Below are 16,349 nucleotides of genomic sequence, written 5' to 3'. Positions count from 1 at the left end.
TACCCACAGCGACCCGGTTCAGGCCGGCGTCACGCGGTGGGCGGCTCGTCCTCGCCGGCCTCCTCGGCCCTGTCGGCCTCCTCCTTGGTGTGGTGCACGGCCTGGTCGGCGTGCTCCGGAGGGCCGTAGACGGTGTAGAGGACGAGCGGATTCGGGCCGGTGTTGACGAAGTTGTGCTTCGTGCCGGACGGCACGACGACCAGGTCGCCCGCGACGACCTCCCGCTTCTCACCGGCGACTCGGGCCTCACCCGTCCCGCTGACGAACGTCAGGATCTGGTCGATGCCCTCGTGCACCTCCTCGCCGATCTCCCCGCCCGGCGGGATGGTCATGATCACCAGCTGGGTGTGCTCGCCGGTCCACAGCACCCGCCGGAAGTCGGGGCTCTTCTCGGCGACGGTCGCGATCGTGAAATGCTCCATGGCCCGGTCATACCCCATTCGATCACGCGTCACGCCGGGACTGGCAGATGGTGGAATTCCCCACGCTCGACAGGTTTGAGTCCGCGCCCAGCGGGGATCGTCAACTCCGACCGGCGCGAACGGCCGGTCGAGCCAGGTCCCCGCTGGCGTACCGCCGAACGGCTGCGGTGGTGGGAGACGGCCAGAGCGCGGCGACGTTGCGACCACGGTCGAAGCGGCGCCGCGCGCTCGTTTCCGCGTATGCCCCAGAGGTCGCGGTGTACACGGCAGGCGTCGCGGTGTACGTCTCAGGCGTCGCGGTGCAGCCAGGCGAGAAGATCCGGTGGGGCCAGCGCCCGCGCCCGCTCCTCGTAACGGGCCAGACCGGCCGGGTCCAGCAGGTCGCGCCCCTGACCCGAGCCGCCCCGACGGAAGAACGCCCGGCGGTCCCGCAGGACGCCCAGCGTGTCCGGGGCGAGCTGATCGGCACGCTCCCGCATCCGGCCGAAGGTGGCCGCCTCGACCAGATCGGGCCACCGCCCGGCGGGCACCGCGACACCCCACCGGTCGGCCAGAAGGCGCATCTGGCCACCCAGGTCGGCGCGAAGGTCGTCGTAGTGCACCAGTTCGACGTTCGGCTCGTGCCGGCGGGCCCAGGCGTCGCCCAGGTGCCAGAACACCCCGGGCAGCGAGTCCAGCTCGACGCGCGGGTCCACCTCGTGGTCGATCCAGCTCGGCAGCCACTCCGCCAGCGGCGGACGGACCCGCGGCGGCCCCGCCGGCGCGGGCTGGCCGGTCAGCTCGGCGACACGGGCACGGTCCAGGTTGCCGGCCTGGTGATACAGGGAGATCGCCATGTCCAGCGGATGCCGCGCCACCACCACGTAGTGCGCCCGGGGATCGAGCGGTACGCCGTCCAGCGGAGTGTGCGTCTTGACGAACCGGCGGTGCGGCTGGGCGGCCAACCGCTGATACACCACGTCACGTGGCTCACCGAGCCAGTCCAGCCAGGGCGACAGCTCGGACAGCGGCGCCGGCAGCTCCGGGGTGCCCAGCACCAGCAGCGCGCAGATCATCTGCATCCAGGTGGTGCCGCTCTTGGAACGGGTGCTGATCACGATGTCGCCGGCACGGAACGGAAAGCCGACCCAGCGGGCGCTGTCCTCGTCGTCGGAGCGGTAACGGTGGGGCGACGTGGACATCGGGCGAGCGTAGTCGCCGAACCGACAGTCAGACAGCAGATTTTCGGTACCAGAAGTGGGGAGGCATGCAAATGCCTGACTAGATTGAAGTATGGTGCCCGCCCACGGGGGCCGGGCAGTGGCACCGGTCTACCGCCCCATCCTCGCCAGCCGCCGACGCGGCGAGCTGGAGGCGTTGAATCACCTCGATCCGGCGGCTGCCCCGCTCGTCGCCCCGATCCTGGAGGTCAGCGCGGTCGACCGTTCCATCTCCGACGCCCTGCGTCGGCTGCCGACCGGCCTGCTACCGGCCGTCGACGTGACAGCCCTGCCCGACTCGACCGACACCGAGCTGGCCCGGTGGGGCGTACCGCTGATGCCCGTCGTGGGGCTCGCGGAGAGCGAGCGGCGGCTCATCGCGCACGGTGCGGCAGCCCGGGCGTACGCGCGGCGGGCGCTGGTCCGGGTGCGGGTCGCGCACGACCGGGCTGGTCCGGACGCGGACACGACCGCCGTGGAGCGGATCTGGCGGTACACCGGCCTCGCGCCGGAGGAGTGCGATCTTCTGGTGGACGCGGGTGACGTCTGCTGCCCGGCGGACGTGCGGGTGGCGGAACCACGGGTACGCCGGCTGCTGGACTGGGCCCGTCGCCACGCCTGGTGCTCGGCGACGGTGGCGGCGGGCGGTATGCCTCCGACGCTGTCCCGGTTGCCCACCGACGAGCCGGTGCGGCTGGGACGCTGGGACTGGCAGCTCTGGCAGCGGCTGGCGGACGTCGGCGTCGACTACGGCGACTACGGCGTCGGCTCGGCGCTGCCCGACTCGGGCGACGCCGGCGACCGACTGCCCACGGTTCGCTACACCGCCGAGGACGGTTGGTGGGTCTACCGCTGGTCGCGCCGGGGCGGCCGGGGCGACGAGCGCTTCGCCGACCTGTGTCGCACGCTGGTGGCGGCATCGCACTGGTCGAGCGCCGGAGCGGCGTTCTCGTGGGGCGACCACGAACTGCTGCGGCGCGCACGCCGCGGGGCGGGGGCCGGGTCACCCGCCAACTGGACGGCGTGGAGCACGTCGCACCATCTGGCGCACGTGCTCGCCGCGCTGCTCCGGCCCGACGACACCGGCGGGCCGGGCTGGCGCCCGCCGCCGGGCCCGCCGCAGCGAGGGCGATCGCTGCGGTGAGACCCCTTCGGGGCGCGTGTCTACTGCTTCTCGGTGAAGCCGAACTGGATGATGCCCTCGTCGTCGACGGTGGCATCCACCGATGCTTCGCCGAGCAGTTCGGCGGCGTCGGGGTCGAGGAAGATCCGCGCGCCCTGGTTGTCGACGACCTGGTCGCCCTGCTCCGGCTCGGGCACCAGCTCCACGGTGAGCGATCCGGCGTCGGTGTCGGCCGCGATCCGTACGCCACCGTCCTGGGCCACGTCCTGTTGGCTGGCGAGGTCACGGATGACGAGCACGGCGTTGTCGGTCATGGTGAGCATTGGTGGAACTCCTCGTGGTTTCTCGGCTCGCGGTCGGTTGTCGCGCAGACCGGACAATCGGCCCGCGTGCGAGCACGCGTGGGAGGCGACGGGAGGGACGGACGGTCATCGCCGTCGCATCGAATCGGGGCGGCTGAGAGGCCCCTTCTCTGCCCACCGTGCCCCGTGCCCGGCGATCCGTCAAATAGAGCGGAGTCAGTCGAGCGCTCGCTCCCTGCCTGGTCACGAACCTGATTTGCCCGCTAGCGGGCGGAACTATCCTTACGCTGAGTACATGGATGACGCCCGTCGCGCAGCCGCGGAATTTCTCGGCACGCTGTTGCTGGTCTTCTTCGGCGTCGGCGCTGCGGTCGCCGCGCGGGTCCAGGGTGGTGTGGTGGTCGTCGCGCTGGCCTTCGGGTTCGTCATGCTGGCCCTCGTCTACACGATCGGTCCGCTCTCCGGTAGTCATGTCAACCCGGCGGTGACGCTCGGTGTCCTGCTGTCCGGCAAGATCTCGGTGATCGGCGCTGTCGCCTACTGGATCGCGCAGTTCGCCGGGGCGACGGTGGCCGGTTTCCTGCTCTGGGCGCTGACCCGTTGGGGTGACGTAGCGGACCAGACCGGGGCGCTGGGCTCGAACGGGTACGGCGCGCACATCAACCGGGGTGGCGCGGCCGTGGTGGAAATCGTGCTGACCTTCCTCTTCGTCCTGGTCGTCCTGGTGGTCACGAGCCGTACCGAGAATCCGGGCACCGCCGGGTTGGCCATCGGACTGGCCCTGGCCGCCACCCAGCTCGTCGGCGTGACGCTGACCGGCGCGGCGGTCAACCCGGCCCGAGCCTTCGGTCCGGCCGTCTTCGAGGGTGGAACGGCGCTCCGCCAACTCTGGGTGTTCATCGTCTTCCCGCTGCTGGGCGGTGCGCTCGCGGCGCTGGTGGCACCGCTGGTGATGGGCGCGCAGCGGCACTACTGGGGCGGACACGAGCGAGCGGTCGGCAGACCGGGACACCACGAAGGGCAATAACCTTCGTCCGGGGCTCTTTTCCGGCGATTACCTTCGTGGCAGCATCGGCGCATGCATCGTCGTCTCTTTCCGCGCGCCGTCGCGCTGCTCGCGCTGGTCGCCACCGTGGCCACGGTCGGCGCGTCCGGCGCCACCGCCGAGTCGCCGACCCCCGCGACGACCCGCCTGCGCGCCACCATCGACGCGATCCTCGCCGACAACCGGCTGACCGGCGCGCAGACCTCGGTGGTCGTCGTCGACACCAGCACCGGCGAGACCCTCTACGACCGCAACGGCGACCGGCGGCTGATCCCGGCCTCCAACACCAAGTTGCTGACCTCCACCGCCGCCCTCGGGCTGCTCGGTTCCGGCCATCACTTCAGCACCGACGTGCAGGCCACCGGAGCGCGCCGCGCCGGGTTGCTCTCCGGCAGTCTCTACCTGCGGGGCGGCGGTGATCCGACCATGCTCGCGGCCGACTACGACGCGCTCGCCGCACGGGTGGCCGCCGCCGGCGTCCGGGTCGTCACCGGCAACCTGGTCGCCGACGACACCCGCTACGACCGCACCCGGCTGGGCCCCGACTGGACGTGGGACGACGAGCCGTACTACTACGCCGCGCAGGTCTCCGCGCTGACGGTCGCCCCGGACACCGACTACGACGCGGGCACCGTGATCGTGCACGCCGCTCCCGCCGACCGGGCCGGCGCCCGCCCGGTTGTCACCACCACGCCGCCCACCAGTTACGTCCGCATCGACAACCGCGCCGAGACGGTCAGCGAGGGTGAGACGTCGATCTCCATCGAGCGCGAACACGGCGGCAACACGGTCGTGGTGACCGGCCGGATCGTCGTCGGCGACGAGCCCGCGAGCGACTGGGTGACCGTTTGGGAACCCACCGGCCTCGCAGCCGAGATCTTCCGGGCAGCGCTGTACCGGCACGGCGTCCGGGTGCTCGGCCGGACCGTGCTCGGCGAGCCCACCCCGGAGACGGCCCACCCGGTGGCCAGACACGACTCGATGAGCCTCGGTGAGCTGATGACGCCGTTCCTCAAGCTCTCCAACAACGGGCACGCCGAGGTCCTCACCAAGGAGATCGGCCGCGTGCTGTCCGGCACCGGCACCTGGTCCGCCGGTCTCACCGCGATCAGCGAGTACGTCGCCGACACCGGAATGGACACCGGAACGCTGCGCCAGCGCGACGGCTCGGGACTGTCCCGCCGCAACCTGGTGCCGGCGGCCGAGTTCGTCGACCTCCTGGCCGCCGTGCGTACCCAACCCTGGTTCGCCGCCTGGTACGCGGCGCTGCCCATCGCGGGGCAACCGGAGCGTTTCGTGGGCGGCACGCTGCGCAGCCGCATGGCCGGCACCCCGGCGGCGGGCAACGTCCACGCCAAGACCGGCAGCCTGACCGGCGTGTCCGGGCTGTCCGGCTACGTCACCAGCGCCGACGGTCACCTGCTGGCCTTCTCCATCCTGCTGAACAACTACCTGACGGCGTCGGTCAAGGCGCTGGAGGACCAGATCGCCGTGACGCTGGCCGGTCACCGCGAGGACGCCGCGAGCACGGCATGGATCGCGCGGCCCGAGGTGCCCCAGGCGCCGCGTACGCCCGAGGGCGTGGAGTGCTCCTGGGTCAAACCGATCACCTGCTGACCGGCGGAGGCGGGTCAGGCCGGGTGCTTCGGTGTGGGGGGCACCGCCGCGGGGTCGCCGCGCTCGATGAGGGCGGCGATCTCGGCGGCGTGCAGGCCGCGGAGCGTCAGGACGCGGGTGCCCCAGCGGTGCAGCCGGCAAGGGTGCGGGCTGGCGTCGTTGCGACAGACCACTCCGCCGGACCAACGGCGGGGCGCGTGCACGACCACCGCACGCACCGCGAACTGGGCATCCTCGCCCGTCACGTACGGCGGCAGGGGAATGTCGCGGAGCGCCTCCGGCTCGTCGGCGCCGGAGGAGACGGCGGGACGGAGGCGGTGGGCGGTACTGCTGCTCATCTGCACTTCCTCCACAGTGGAAGGTGAGACGGGGACAGCAGAAAGCTACGTCGACGTGGACGGAGGGCGACGGACAAACTGTCCCGCTCAGCGCAGCGCGACAGCCTGGAGGCCGACGTTGCCGCAGTGTTCGGTGAAGACCTTCTCGACCGTCCAGGTCACCACCAGCCGGGCGTCCTTCGGCGCCGTGAACCGGATGACGAACTGGGCGCTCTGACTGGTGTACGGGTCCTCCAGACGCACCGTGCTCACCGGCCCTCCGGTCGACAACCGCACGTCCAGCCGGCCGCGTGCCATCCAGATCCCGGCGTAGACCTGGACGGTGCGCGACGTGCCGCTGCCGGCGACCGACAGGCTGAATCCGTTGCCGACGCCGCAGGTGTAAACGCCGTCGGAGCTGCCCCGATCCCACCGCTCGGGCGCACCGTCGGACCAACGGACAACCTCCTGGTTGCCGTCCCAGCCGACCCGGCGGCCCTTGCCGCCCCCGTCGACGATCTCCCCGGAGCCGGAGCGCTTGCGGACTGTCGAGTCACCGCCGCGCAGCCCCCAGTGCATCCAGTCGCGGGTGCCCACGGCGGTCAGGTCGACCTCGGCGGGCACCTCGGCGCGGCTCACCGACAGCAGCGACGTCGACGGTTTCTCCGCAGGAGGGGTCGTGGGCGGGCTCGTCGACGGGGTCGGCTCGGGCGAGGGTGGGCGCTGACGGGGCCGCAGACCCGGCAGCGCCGGGCCGGCATCGGTGCGCCCGTCGGCGCCCGGCAGACCCGTCGGACGGACTGCCCCGGCGGGCACGCCACCCGAGCCGCCGGCCCTGCCGTCACCCGAGTCCGGGTCGGACCGGGTGCCGAGGTACGCGACGAGCACCACGAGGCAGACGGCCGCGCCGGCTCCTTCCAGCGCCCAGCGCCGCCGCTGTCGGGCGCGCGTGAGTCGGCGCAGCGCGCGGTGGTTCAGACCGACGGCGTCGGTTCGCGGCCGGTGCGACGCAGGTCGGTCTGCCGGGTCGTCTCCGGCCCGCGAACCATCCCGCGTACGGTCCTCGTCCGCCACCGACCCCTCCACGTTGCCGCCCGACCGCCACCGCACCTGACGGATCGACCGTCCACTGTGGGTCGTTTACGATTGCACCGGCGTGGTCGACACGCTAAATCGGGACAGCATGACGTGTCCAGTCCGGATCGGGACGGTATGGGACAGGGGTTGGTCGATCCCAGCTCAGCCGATCCGGAAGCCCAGCGCCTGGGCGATGACGAGAGCCTGCTCGGCGTCCACGATCGCGCCGGCGCACTCGGCCGACGTCGGGTCGAGCGCGGTGAGGTCGCTGCGCCGCAGGTCGGCACCGCCGAGGCGGCAACGCTGAAGCTGCGCGCCGGAGAGGTCGACACCGGTCACGGCGGCTCCGCCGAGGTTGGCGCCGGTGAGGTCGGCCTCGCGCATCCGCACGTCGCTGAGCCGGACGGCGCGCAGGTCCGCGCCGGGTAGCGCGACGAACGACCAGTCGCCGCCGTCGACGCGCAACGGGCGCAGCTCGCACTGGACGAAGGTGCTGCCCACCAGCTTGCAGCCGGTGAACTCGGCCTCGAAGAAGTTGCAGCGCTTGAAGACACAGCGGGTGAACGCCGAGTCGAGGTGCCGGGACGCGTTGAACCGCACGTTGCCGAACGTGCAGCCGGTGAAGACCGCGCCCCGGGTGACCGCCTCGGTCAGGTCCACGTCGTAGAACTCGCAGGCCACGAACTGACGATCGGTCAGCTCCTCGCCGTACCAGTCCTCGTGGCGGAAGGTCACGTCCTCGGTCAACTCCGGCATCCGGCCAGGCTAACGACGCCGCCGGGGGCGGCCTCTTCCGGTAGCGGCGTACCGGCGAGTAGTTTCGGCGGCGTGAGTGTGGCGCGGAGCAATGACCCGGATGAGATCGGCTTCGACCCGGCGCGGCTGGCCCGGATCGACGACCACTTCGGCAGGTACGTCGACGACGGCCGGCTGGCCGGCTGGCAGGTGGTGGTCACCCGCCGCGGCGAGGTGGCGCACTCCTCGACGTACGGCGTTCGGGACCGCGAGTCGGGGGCGCCGGTCGAAACCGACACGCTCTGGCGGATCTACTCGATGACCAAGCCGGTCACCTCGGTCGCGGCCATGATGCTGTGGGAGGAGGGCCGCTTCGAGCTGACCGACGAGATCAGCCGCTGGCTGCCCGAGTTCGCCGACATGCGGGTCTACTCGAAAGGCTCGACGCTCAAGCCGTACACGGTGCCGGCGACCGAGCCGATCCGGGTCTGGCATCTGCTCACCCACACCGCCGGCCTGACGTACGGCTTCATGCAGACGTCGGTGGTCGACGGGCTCTACCGGGCCGCCGGCTACGACCTGTACCCGCCGACGGACGTCGACCTGGCCACGGCCTGTGAAGTCTTCGGCGGACTGCCGCTGCTCTTCGAGCCCGGTACGGCCTGGGGTTACTCGGTCGCCACGGACGTGCTCGGTCGACTGGTCGAGGTGGTCTCCGGGCAGAGCCTCGACGCCTTCTTCGCGGACCGGATCTTCGCCCCGCTGGGCATGACGGACACCCGCTGGTGGGTCGAGGGCGACGAGGCCGAGCGGCTGGCCGCGCTCTACGCACCTGATCCGCGCAACGGGCAGGCGACCCGCTACGACCGGCTCGGCACCCTCGCGCACCACAAGCCCGGCCTGCTCTCCGGTGGCGGTGGCCTGATCTCCAGCGCGGCCGACTACCACCGCTTCACCCAACTGCTGCTGCGCGGCGGCGAGTTGGACGGCGTACGCCTGCTCGGGCCTCGCACGGTGCGTTTCATGACCCGCAACCACCTGCCCGGCGGGCAGGACCTGGGCACCCTGTCCACCGGCGGCTTCGCCGAGAGCACCCTGGACGGGATCGGCTTCGGCCTCGGCTTCGCGGTCGTCGAGGATCCGATTCCGAGCCGGGTGCCGAGCAGCGTCGGCGAGTACTACTGGGGTGGGGTCGCCAGCACCGCCTTCTGGGTGGACCCGGCCGAGGAGATCACCGCGCTCCTTTTCACGCAGCTCATGCCGTCGAGCACCTACCCACTGCGCTCCCAACTGCGCCAGCTCGTCTACGCCGCCCTGGTCGACTGACCGGGATCGCCGTTTGACGGGCGGGCGGCCGGCCCGGTCCCTAGCCTGGGCTGGTGAGCACCATCGTCGTGTTTGGCGCGGGCGGCACCGCCGGATCGCGGGTCGCCGCCGAGGCGGCCGACCGGGGGCACCGGGTGATCGCCGCGGTCCGTCGTCCGGAGGCGACCTCGTACCTGCCGGACGGCGTGCGGACGGTCACCGGCGACGCCACCAGCGAGCGCAGCGTCCGGGAGCTGGCACCGGACGCGGACGCCCTGGTGGTGGCCATCGGTGGTGGCGAGCGTGGGCTGTGGCGCAGCGCCGCCGAGACCCTGGTGACCACCCTGCGGGCCATGCCGGCGGCGCCCCGGATCATCCACCTGGGTGGCGGTTCCACCCTGCTCACGCCACGCGGCACCCGGTTCCTCGACGAACCGGACTTCCCCGAGCAGTACCGGGAGTCGGCGATGGGCCAGGCCGACGCCCTGGACTACTACCGCAGCTCCGCCGACGGGGTGCGCTGGACCTACGTCTCGCCCCCACCGCTGGAATTCCACCCCGGCGACCGCACCGGGCACTACCGGACGGGCACCGACGAGCCGGTCACCGACGACCAGGGCCGCTCGGTGCTCACCTATGAGGATCTCGCGGTCGCGATCGTCGACGAGATCGAGCAGCCCCGGTACGTCAACACGCGGTTCACCGCCGCGTACTGAGCGACAGCGCGATCAGTCGGCGAGGCGGGCCGGGAAGCCGCCGGTGGCGATCGGACCCCAGGCGTCGATGGTGACCCGGATCAGCGACTTGCCCTGACGCACCATGGCCGCCCGGTAGTCGTCCCAGTCCGGGTGCTCGCCGGAGATGCTGCGGAAGTACTCGACCAGCGGCTCCAGCGCCTCGGGCAGGTCCAGCACCTCGGCGGTGCCGTCGAGCTGCACCCAGGGGCCGTTCCAGTCGTCGGAGAGCACGCAGGCCGAGACCCGGGGGTCGCGGCGGATGTTGGTCACCTTCGCCCGCTCGGGGTAGGTGGACACGACCAGCCTGCCCTCGCCGTCGATGCCGGCGGAGACCGGGGAGGACTGCGGGCGGCCGTCGGCCCGGGTGGTCATCAGCACCACCCGGTGTCGCGGGCGGAGGAAGTCGAGCAGGGCGTCCCGGTCGACCCGGGTGTTCTTCGCGATGCTTGGCGCCATCTCTCGTTCCTACCAGGGCGGCGGCGGGTCCGGGGGCGGTGGGGGTCAGCGGGGGCGGGCAGCGGTGGGTGGCACCGCCTGGCTGGGCACGCGAGGTCGCCCGGCCGGGCGCCAGGCCCGGCCGTTGGCGTAGATCACCCGAAAGCCGAGGTACGAGGCGAGTGGCGCCCAGTGCGCCGAGCCCATCCGCAGTTCGGCGGCGTTGTGCCGCTGCCCGTTGGCCAGCACGTCGAGCAGGACGGTTTCGAAGGCGGCCGATTCGACCCAGTCGACGTCCCGGGTGAAGCCGCAGATCAGCGCCGCGCCGGTGACCTCCAGGAACTCGCGCAGCACCGCGTCCGACGCGCGCAGCACGGAGCAGCTGCCGAAGTAGAGCCTGCGCCCCTCGCAGCGGCCGGCCATCAGCTCGGCCACCTCGTTCAGCTCCACGGACTGCCAGTCGGTGAGGCAGAGGCGACTCGGCTCGCCGTGCATGGCGAAGAAGCCGACGCGGTGGTCGGCGTACTGCTTGAGCAGCCAGCGGTCCAGGAAGTAGAACAACTCGTCGCGGGTGGCCGCGTCCTTGTGGATGAACCGGATCTTGCCCAGCCGCTCCAGCAGTTCGAGGGTGGGCAGCACGGAGCCGCGTTCGTTGAGGTCGCGGTGCCACTGACCCTCGACACAGAAGACGCCACCGCGTGCCACGTGCACCTCCGCCCGTCCGCCGCCCGAGGCTGACGTTACCGGCTGCTCGTCGGCGAGGAACATCACCCTGGGTGTGGCTGATTGCGACGTTCGGTGCAGTTCTCGCGCTACCTGCGCGATCGGGGGAAATGGCTGTTTCACAAATCAGCCGAATTCACAGGCGACGCCCAGGAACGGGCGATTCGTGAGGACAATTCTCGTTATTGCCGCCAAGCGCCCTGATCAGTGCGAGGGTGGAAATCACGGGACGTCCCGGTCGATGTCCCAGAGCCCACCCCATTCGCTCTCCTATCGGGAGGACTTCTGTGCGCGTAAACACCTTGAAGCGAGTCGCAGTCGCTTTCGCCCTGGCACTGCCCGGGGCAGCGATCGCCGCGGTGGTCGCCGCGCCGGCAGCGTACGCGGACGGCTGCTACACCTGGAACCGCAACCTGTACCAGGGACGCTCGGGCGACGACGTCCGTCAGTTGCAGATCCGCGTCGCCGGCTGGGCCGGCTCCCGGGACATCGTGGAGAACGACGGCCGCTACGGACCAAAGACCGCCGCCGCGGTGAAGCGGTTCCAGCAGGCGTACGGGCTACGCGCCGACGGCATCGCCGGCCCGCAGACCTACGCCAAGCTGTACCAACTCCAGGACAACGACTGCACCCCCGCGCACTTCAGCTACGGCGAGCTGGACAACGGGTGCGGCGGCAGCGGCTGGAGCGGCGGCCCCCTGTCGGCGGCCCAGACGAAGCAGAACGCGCTGCGCACCATGTGGAAGCTGGAGGCGCTGCGCAAGAGCCTCGGCGACAAGCCGCTGAACGTGTCGAGCGGTTACCGCAGCCGCGCCTGCAACAACCAGGTCGGCGGCGCGTCGGACAGTCAGCACCTGTACGGCAACGCGGCCGACGTCACCTCACGGACGTCGTCGCTGTGCCGGGTGGCGAAGGATGCCCGTAACCACGGCTTCAGCGGGATCTACGGGCCGGGCTACCCCGATCACGACGACCACGTGCACGTCGACTCACGGCGCGAGAACAACAGCGACAACAGCTCGAACACGACGAGCTGGTCCGCGCCGGACTGCGGGATCGGCGGCTGACGACTGGACCAGCCGGTCGGCGTGACGTCGGCCCGGCGCGGGTGGGGAACCCCGCGTCGGGCCGGCGTCGTGTCGTCCCCTGAAGGGCGGCTCGGGGTAGGCCGTTCAGCTCGCCCGGGGCCAGCGCGGCGCGGTGACACCGGGAGCCGCCGGTCGGCCGGCAGCGGCAGCAGGTCGTACCCCCGTGGGGGTGACCCGCGCGGCCTGGTGCCGCGCCGGCAGTCCGGCCCGGCCGGGTGGCGGCGCCGCGTGGCCGGCGGTCGTCGCCGGCCGGACGCCGGTCGGCCGCGCGGACGACGGCCCGGTCGCGGTGAACGGGAAGGGCACGTGCACGAACGGGTTGCCGTGCCGGATCAGCGCCTCGATCTGCCGCTCGTTGAGCCCGTGTGTCTCCAGGACCCGCCGCCCCCACCGATGCAGGCGGCACGGATAGGAAGCGCCGTCGTTGCGGCACAGCGGCCCGGTCGGCCACTCCTCGGCGGTGTGCACGACCACCGCCCGGACCGCGAGCCGGACATCCTCGGGGGTCAGTGGCGCCGGCATTGGCACCTCACCCAGCACCTGGTCGATGGGATCCGTCGACTGCTCACCAACTCGCACGGCAGGCCTCCCGCAGTTCGGCAGCGGTACGGCGGACCCACCGCACCGACATCCTCGGGCAGTGGTACGGCCGGCATCGGACGAAAGTTCAATCCCGGTACGCGCTGAGCAGATCCTCTGGCGACAGCACGTGGATTCCGTCGACGGCGGTGCCGCTGCGCGACACGGCAACGGTCGGCACCGATTCGTCCGCTCCGGGCAGCCGGGACCGGTGCAGAAGCAGTCTGCCCAGGTCATGGGCATCGAAGGGGCGGTTCTCCTGCCACTTCACCGAGCCGACGAAGCAGATGCGCTGAGCGACCGGCCCACGATCGGCACCGACGATGTCGATCTCGGGGTCGTTCGTACGGGTCCAGTAGCCGCCGATCACCGATGCTTCGGCCGGCAGCGTGCCTCCGGGCAGCCGGCGCATCGTCTCGCGGACGACAGGTTCGATCGCCCGACCTCGCCAGGACGTCCACGATCGCAGAATCCGCTCCAAGGTCAGGTCACCTCGCCCACGCTCGATCTCGGCCAGGTGGGGCCCCAGGAACGACAGCCAGAAACGCAGGTACGGATCAGCCACCGCATACCTCGTCTCCCGCGACGGCTTGGTCGACAGCGGGACGGCGACCTCCACGGCCCGCTTCTGGGTCAGCAGACCCAGGGCGCGGTTCAGGGACGCCTGCGGTAGATCCCCCGCCGCGCGGGAGATCAGCGTGAAGGTCCGCTCACCGGTGCCGATGGCTCGCAGCACCAGGCCCGCCTGGGACTGGGGTGGGAACTCCGCCGCGAGCGCGCGTTCGCCGCTGACCAGCAGGGCCGAGGTCGGGTCGCGTACCGCGTCGGCCAGATATTCGTGCACCGACGCGCCGGTCGGCCACTCGTCGAGGATCAGCGGCAGACCGCCGGACACCAGATAGGCGTCGAACGCGTCGGCGGCGGCCAGATCGAGCATGTCGCGGACGTCGGCCGGGCTCAGCGGAGGGATGACCATCTCGGTGGCCCGCTGGTGGAACGGCCGACCATAGTCGTTCAGGGCTTCCATCATGGCCAGGTCCGAGCCGACGCAGATCAGCAGGACCGGCCGCCGGGACAGCTCGCGATCGAAGACCTTCTGGAGCGTGCCCTCGAAGCCCGGATCGCTCGCGATGAGATACGGCATCTCGTCCAGGACGACGACGCTCGGCCGGTCGGTCGGCAGCGCGGCGGCGAGGAGGGTGAGCGCGGCGTCCCAGGTCCGTGGATGCTGCTCGCTCAACAGGTGCGCTCCGGGCAACGTGGAGGCGGCCGCCGCTTCCACGAAGAGGGCGAGATCGGCCGCGGCGGTCGGCTGCGCGGAGGCGGTGAAGAAGAGGTGTGGGACCTCAGCTCGCTCGACGAACTCCTCCACGAGCCGGGACTTGCCGACCCGTCGGCGACCGCGCATGAGCAGGGCGCGACCCGGGCGACCAGCCCGGCCGCCTCGCTGCACACGGGAGAGCATGCCGCTCAGGAGGTCGAGTTCCCGGTCCCTCCCCACAAAGCCGTCCACGATCACCCCTGATACTGCCAACGATGGAACAACCAGAAATGAGTGTAACCTCATCCGTGTTGTTCAGACGAGGTCGGCGTCGTGCACGAGCAGGGCCACCTGGACCCGGTTGTTGAGGTCGAGTCGGGTCAGCAGGCGGGAGACGTACGCCTTCACCGTCGCCACGCTCATGAACAACTCCCCCGCGATCTCCGCGTTGGTGCGGCCCCGACCGAGGGCGATGGCGACCTGCCGCTCCCGTTCGCTGAGCCCACCGAGCAGGCGCAGCGCCCGCTCCTGACGCGGATCGGGGCCGGGCAGGCCCGGGTTGGCGGCGGTCACGTGCTTGATCAGCGTGCGGGTCACCGTCGGAGAGAGCATCGCCTCGCCCGCGGCGACACGGCGTACCGCGTGCACGATGTCCGCCGGCGGGGTGTCCTTGAGCAGGAAACCGGCCGCGCCCGCGCGCAGTGCCCGCAGCACCTGCTCGTCGGCGTCGAAGGTGGTGAGCACCAACACCTCGGGCGGGTGCGGTTGCGTGCGCAGCGCCTCGGTGGCGGCCAGCCCGTCCACCCGGGGCATCCGGATGTCCATCAACACCACGTCGGGGGCGTACGCGGCGACCGCCGCGGGCACCTCGCCGCCGTCGGCCGCCTCGCCCACCACCAACAGGTCCGGCAGGCCGCCGAGGATCATCGAGAGCCCCGCCCGGACCAGCGCGTCGTCGTCCACGATCAGCACCCGTACCGGCTCCGCCCCGCCGGCCGGGCCGGACCCGTCGCGGGCGCCGCGCACGTCAGGAGAGCCAGGCCCGCCGGCCGGCCCGGTCACGCCGGCCACGGCAGCCAGGCTGCCAGCCGGAAGTCGCCGGTGTCGTCCCGACCGTAGGCGAGTCGCCCGCCGGCCAGGGTGACCCGTTCGCTGATGCCGACCAGGCCGGTGCCCGCGCCCGGAAGTGTGCCGCCGACCGGAGCGCCCACCGGCCACCGGTTGGCGATCGCCACGGTCAGCCCGGTGCCCGGCCCGCCCGCGACGTCCACGGTGACGGCCGCGCCGGCCGCGTGCTTGCGGGCGTTGGTCAACCCCTCCTGGACGATCCGGTACGCGGCCCGCCCCAGCGCCGCTGGCACCTCCTCCGGCCGGGCGACGCTGTCGCTGACGTTGACCCGCACCCCGGCCGTCCGCGACTCGTCCACCAGGGCCGGCAGGTCGGCGAGGGTGGGCTGCGGCGGCTCGGGCGCGTCGCCGGTGGCGTCGCCCTCGGCCCGGAGCACCCCGATGACCTCCCGCAGGTCCTGCAGGGCGGCGTGCGCGCTGGCTCGGATCACCCCGGCCGCCCGCCCGACCTCGTCGGCCGGCGCGTCGGGGCGGAACTCCAGCGCGCCCGCGTGCAGGCTGAGCAGGGAGATCCGGTGGGCCAGCACGTCGTGCATCTCCCGGGCGATGCGGGTGCGTTCGAGGTGGCGGGCCTGGGCGACCCGCAACTGCTGCTCGGCCTCGGCACGCTCGGCGCGCTCGCGCAGCGACACGATCAACTGCCGCCGGGCCCGCACGAACATCCCCCAGGCCAGCACGGCGAACGTGATCACCACGCCCCACGACACGGTGGCCCAGTACGGCCAGCTCGGATCCGGGCGTGCCCAACTGAAGATCAGGTTGGTAACGAGGCCGGCACCGGTTAACGCGATCGCGACGGCGGTGCGGCGGTGCACCACGACGGTGAAGTACAGAATCAGCAGCGGGACGGCAGCGGCCAACGAGAAGGCGCTCAGCGGCAGGGTGGCCACCGCCAACCCGAGCGGCCACCGTCGCCGCACCCAGAGCAGCCCGCAGGAGGCCAGCCCGAGCAGCGCGTCCACGCCGGCCATCCAGTCGTGCGGCAGCGGGATCGCCGTCTCCGGAGCGGGCGACAGGGCGTCCACGGTGGCGAACAACACCCAGAGCAGCCCAGCCAGGAACGCAAGGCTGTCCACGATCCAGTCGCGGGTGGTGCGGCGCGGGTGTGCCCGGTCACGTTCGCCCGGCACGACCAGCTCCCCTGGCAGCAGCCAGGGGTGTTCCGGGACGGCGAGGCTGGTCACGCGCCCATGCTAGGCAGCAACGGGCACCGGCAACCAGCTACCAAAGTATCGTCCGGAGCGTCGACCAAGGTC

At 71.8% G+C, this 16,349-nt stretch carries 18 protein-coding genes; 6 read left to right on the top strand and 12 right to left on the bottom strand.

Annotation, left to right across the window (positions count from 1 at the left end; translation table 11 throughout):
* Positions 1-29 precede the first annotated feature (29 nt).
* Together ABZU91_RS00545 and ABZU91_RS00540 are read right to left on the bottom strand one after the other, a co-directional pair.
* Positions 30-422 carry a cupin domain-containing protein gene (locus ABZU91_RS00545; protein ID WP_355051904.1) on the bottom strand — a complete coding sequence of 131 codons (393 nt, stop codon included), beginning with the start codon at positions 420-422 and terminating at the stop codon, positions 30-32.
* A 287-nt stretch (positions 423-709) separates the two neighbouring features.
* Positions 710-1,603: a sulfotransferase domain-containing protein gene (locus ABZU91_RS00540; protein WP_355232816.1), complete on the bottom strand. Its 894-nt coding sequence runs from the start codon at positions 1,601-1,603 to the stop codon at positions 710-712.
* Between the two features lie 91 nt (positions 1,604-1,694).
* On the opposite strand from ABZU91_RS00540, the gene ABZU91_RS00535 reads away from it, so the two are divergent.
* The gene (locus tag ABZU91_RS00535) at positions 1,695-2,765 is read left to right on the top strand and encodes a hypothetical protein (RefSeq protein ID WP_355232815.1); all 1,071 of its coding nucleotides are present in this window, start codon (positions 1,695-1,697) and stop codon (positions 2,763-2,765) included.
* Between the two features lie 20 nt (positions 2,766-2,785).
* Here the strand turns inward: ABZU91_RS00535 and ABZU91_RS00530 are convergent, their stop codons facing one another.
* Entirely contained in the window at positions 2,786-3,067 is a 282-nt protein-coding gene (locus ABZU91_RS00530) for an adhesin (protein ID WP_355232814.1), read from the bottom strand.
* 274 nt (positions 3,068-3,341) lie between these two features.
* Here ABZU91_RS00530 and ABZU91_RS00525 point away from each other — a divergent pair, with 274 nt between their 5' ends.
* Together ABZU91_RS00525 and dacB are read left to right on the top strand one after the other, a co-directional pair.
* Positions 3,342-4,073: an aquaporin gene (locus ABZU91_RS00525; RefSeq protein WP_355232813.1), complete on the top strand. Its 732-nt coding sequence runs from the start codon at positions 3,342-3,344 to the stop codon at positions 4,071-4,073.
* A gap of 51 nt (positions 4,074-4,124) precedes the next feature.
* Entirely contained in the window at positions 4,125-5,708 is a 1,584-nt protein-coding gene (dacB, locus tag ABZU91_RS00520; protein ID WP_355232812.1) for a D-alanyl-D-alanine carboxypeptidase/D-alanyl-D-alanine-endopeptidase, read from the top strand.
* A 14-nt stretch (positions 5,709-5,722) separates the two neighbouring features.
* On the opposite strand, the gene ABZU91_RS00515 is transcribed toward dacB, so the two are convergent.
* The 3 genes from ABZU91_RS00515 to ABZU91_RS00505 all read right to left on the bottom strand — a co-directional run bounded on the left by ABZU91_RS00515 (position 5,723) and on the right by ABZU91_RS00505 (position 7,858).
* Positions 5,723-6,046, bottom strand: a complete 324-nt coding sequence (locus ABZU91_RS00515; RefSeq protein WP_355232811.1) for a hypothetical protein — start codon at positions 6,044-6,046, stop codon at positions 5,723-5,725.
* 87 nt (positions 6,047-6,133) lie between these two features.
* A complete protein-coding gene (locus tag ABZU91_RS00510; RefSeq protein WP_355232810.1) occupies positions 6,134-7,099 on the bottom strand; it encodes a hypothetical protein in 966 nt (321 codons plus the stop codon).
* A 165-nt stretch (positions 7,100-7,264) separates the two neighbouring features.
* Complete coding sequence (locus ABZU91_RS00505; protein ID WP_355232809.1) at positions 7,265-7,858, bottom strand: pentapeptide repeat-containing protein; 594 nt, start codon at positions 7,856-7,858, stop codon at positions 7,265-7,267.
* Positions 7,859-7,930: 72 nt separating this feature from the next.
* Between ABZU91_RS00505 and ABZU91_RS00500 the strand changes: the two genes are divergently transcribed.
* Together ABZU91_RS00500 and ABZU91_RS00495 are read left to right on the top strand one after the other, a co-directional pair.
* Positions 7,931-9,163, top strand: coding sequence for a serine hydrolase domain-containing protein (locus ABZU91_RS00500; RefSeq protein ID WP_355232808.1), 1,233 nt, complete (start codon positions 7,931-7,933; stop codon positions 9,161-9,163).
* Positions 9,164-9,216: 53 nt separating this feature from the next.
* Entirely contained in the window at positions 9,217-9,858 is a 642-nt protein-coding gene (locus ABZU91_RS00495) for an NAD(P)H-binding protein (protein ID WP_355232807.1), read from the top strand.
* 12 nt (positions 9,859-9,870) lie between these two features.
* Here ABZU91_RS00495 and ABZU91_RS00490 read toward each other — a convergent pair whose 3' ends face one another.
* Positions 9,871-10,335: a PPOX class F420-dependent oxidoreductase gene (locus ABZU91_RS00490; protein WP_355232806.1), complete on the bottom strand. Its 465-nt coding sequence runs from the start codon at positions 10,333-10,335 to the stop codon at positions 9,871-9,873.
* 45 nt (positions 10,336-10,380) lie between these two features.
* A complete protein-coding gene (locus tag ABZU91_RS00485; protein WP_355232805.1) occupies positions 10,381-11,019 on the bottom strand; it encodes a hypothetical protein in 639 nt (212 codons plus the stop codon).
* A gap of 305 nt (positions 11,020-11,324) precedes the next feature.
* On the opposite strand from ABZU91_RS00485, the gene ABZU91_RS00480 reads away from it, so the two are divergent.
* Complete coding sequence (locus ABZU91_RS00480) at positions 11,325-12,104, top strand: D-Ala-D-Ala carboxypeptidase family metallohydrolase (RefSeq protein ID WP_355232804.1); 780 nt, start codon at positions 11,325-11,327, stop codon at positions 12,102-12,104.
* 105 nt (positions 12,105-12,209) lie between these two features.
* Here the strand turns inward: ABZU91_RS00480 and ABZU91_RS00475 are convergent, their stop codons facing one another.
* The 4 genes from ABZU91_RS00475 to ABZU91_RS00460 form a co-directional block, all read right to left on the bottom strand.
* A complete protein-coding gene (locus tag ABZU91_RS00475; RefSeq protein WP_355232803.1) occupies positions 12,210-12,704 on the bottom strand; it encodes a hypothetical protein in 495 nt (164 codons plus the stop codon).
* Between the two features lie 88 nt (positions 12,705-12,792).
* Positions 12,793-14,217, bottom strand: coding sequence for an ATP-binding protein (locus ABZU91_RS00470; protein ID WP_355232802.1), 1,425 nt, complete (start codon positions 14,215-14,217; stop codon positions 12,793-12,795).
* Positions 14,218-14,280: 63 nt separating this feature from the next.
* Positions 14,281-15,045 carry a response regulator transcription factor gene (locus ABZU91_RS00465; RefSeq protein ID WP_355233075.1) on the bottom strand — a complete coding sequence of 255 codons (765 nt, stop codon included), beginning with the start codon at positions 15,043-15,045 and terminating at the stop codon, positions 14,281-14,283.
* Positions 15,024-16,277, bottom strand: coding sequence for a histidine kinase (locus tag ABZU91_RS00460; protein ID WP_355232801.1), 1,254 nt, complete (start codon positions 16,275-16,277; stop codon positions 15,024-15,026). The genes ABZU91_RS00465 and ABZU91_RS00460 overlap by 22 nt, the downstream gene beginning before the upstream one ends.
* Between the last annotated feature and the right edge of the window lie 72 nt (positions 16,278-16,349).

Source organism: Micromonospora sp. NPDC005174 (assembly GCF_040608495.1).
GTDB lineage: Bacteria > Actinomycetota > Actinomycetes > Mycobacteriales > Micromonosporaceae > Micromonospora.
Note: the sequence above shows the minus strand (reverse complement) of the source record. Positions and strands in the feature narration are given on the sequence as shown.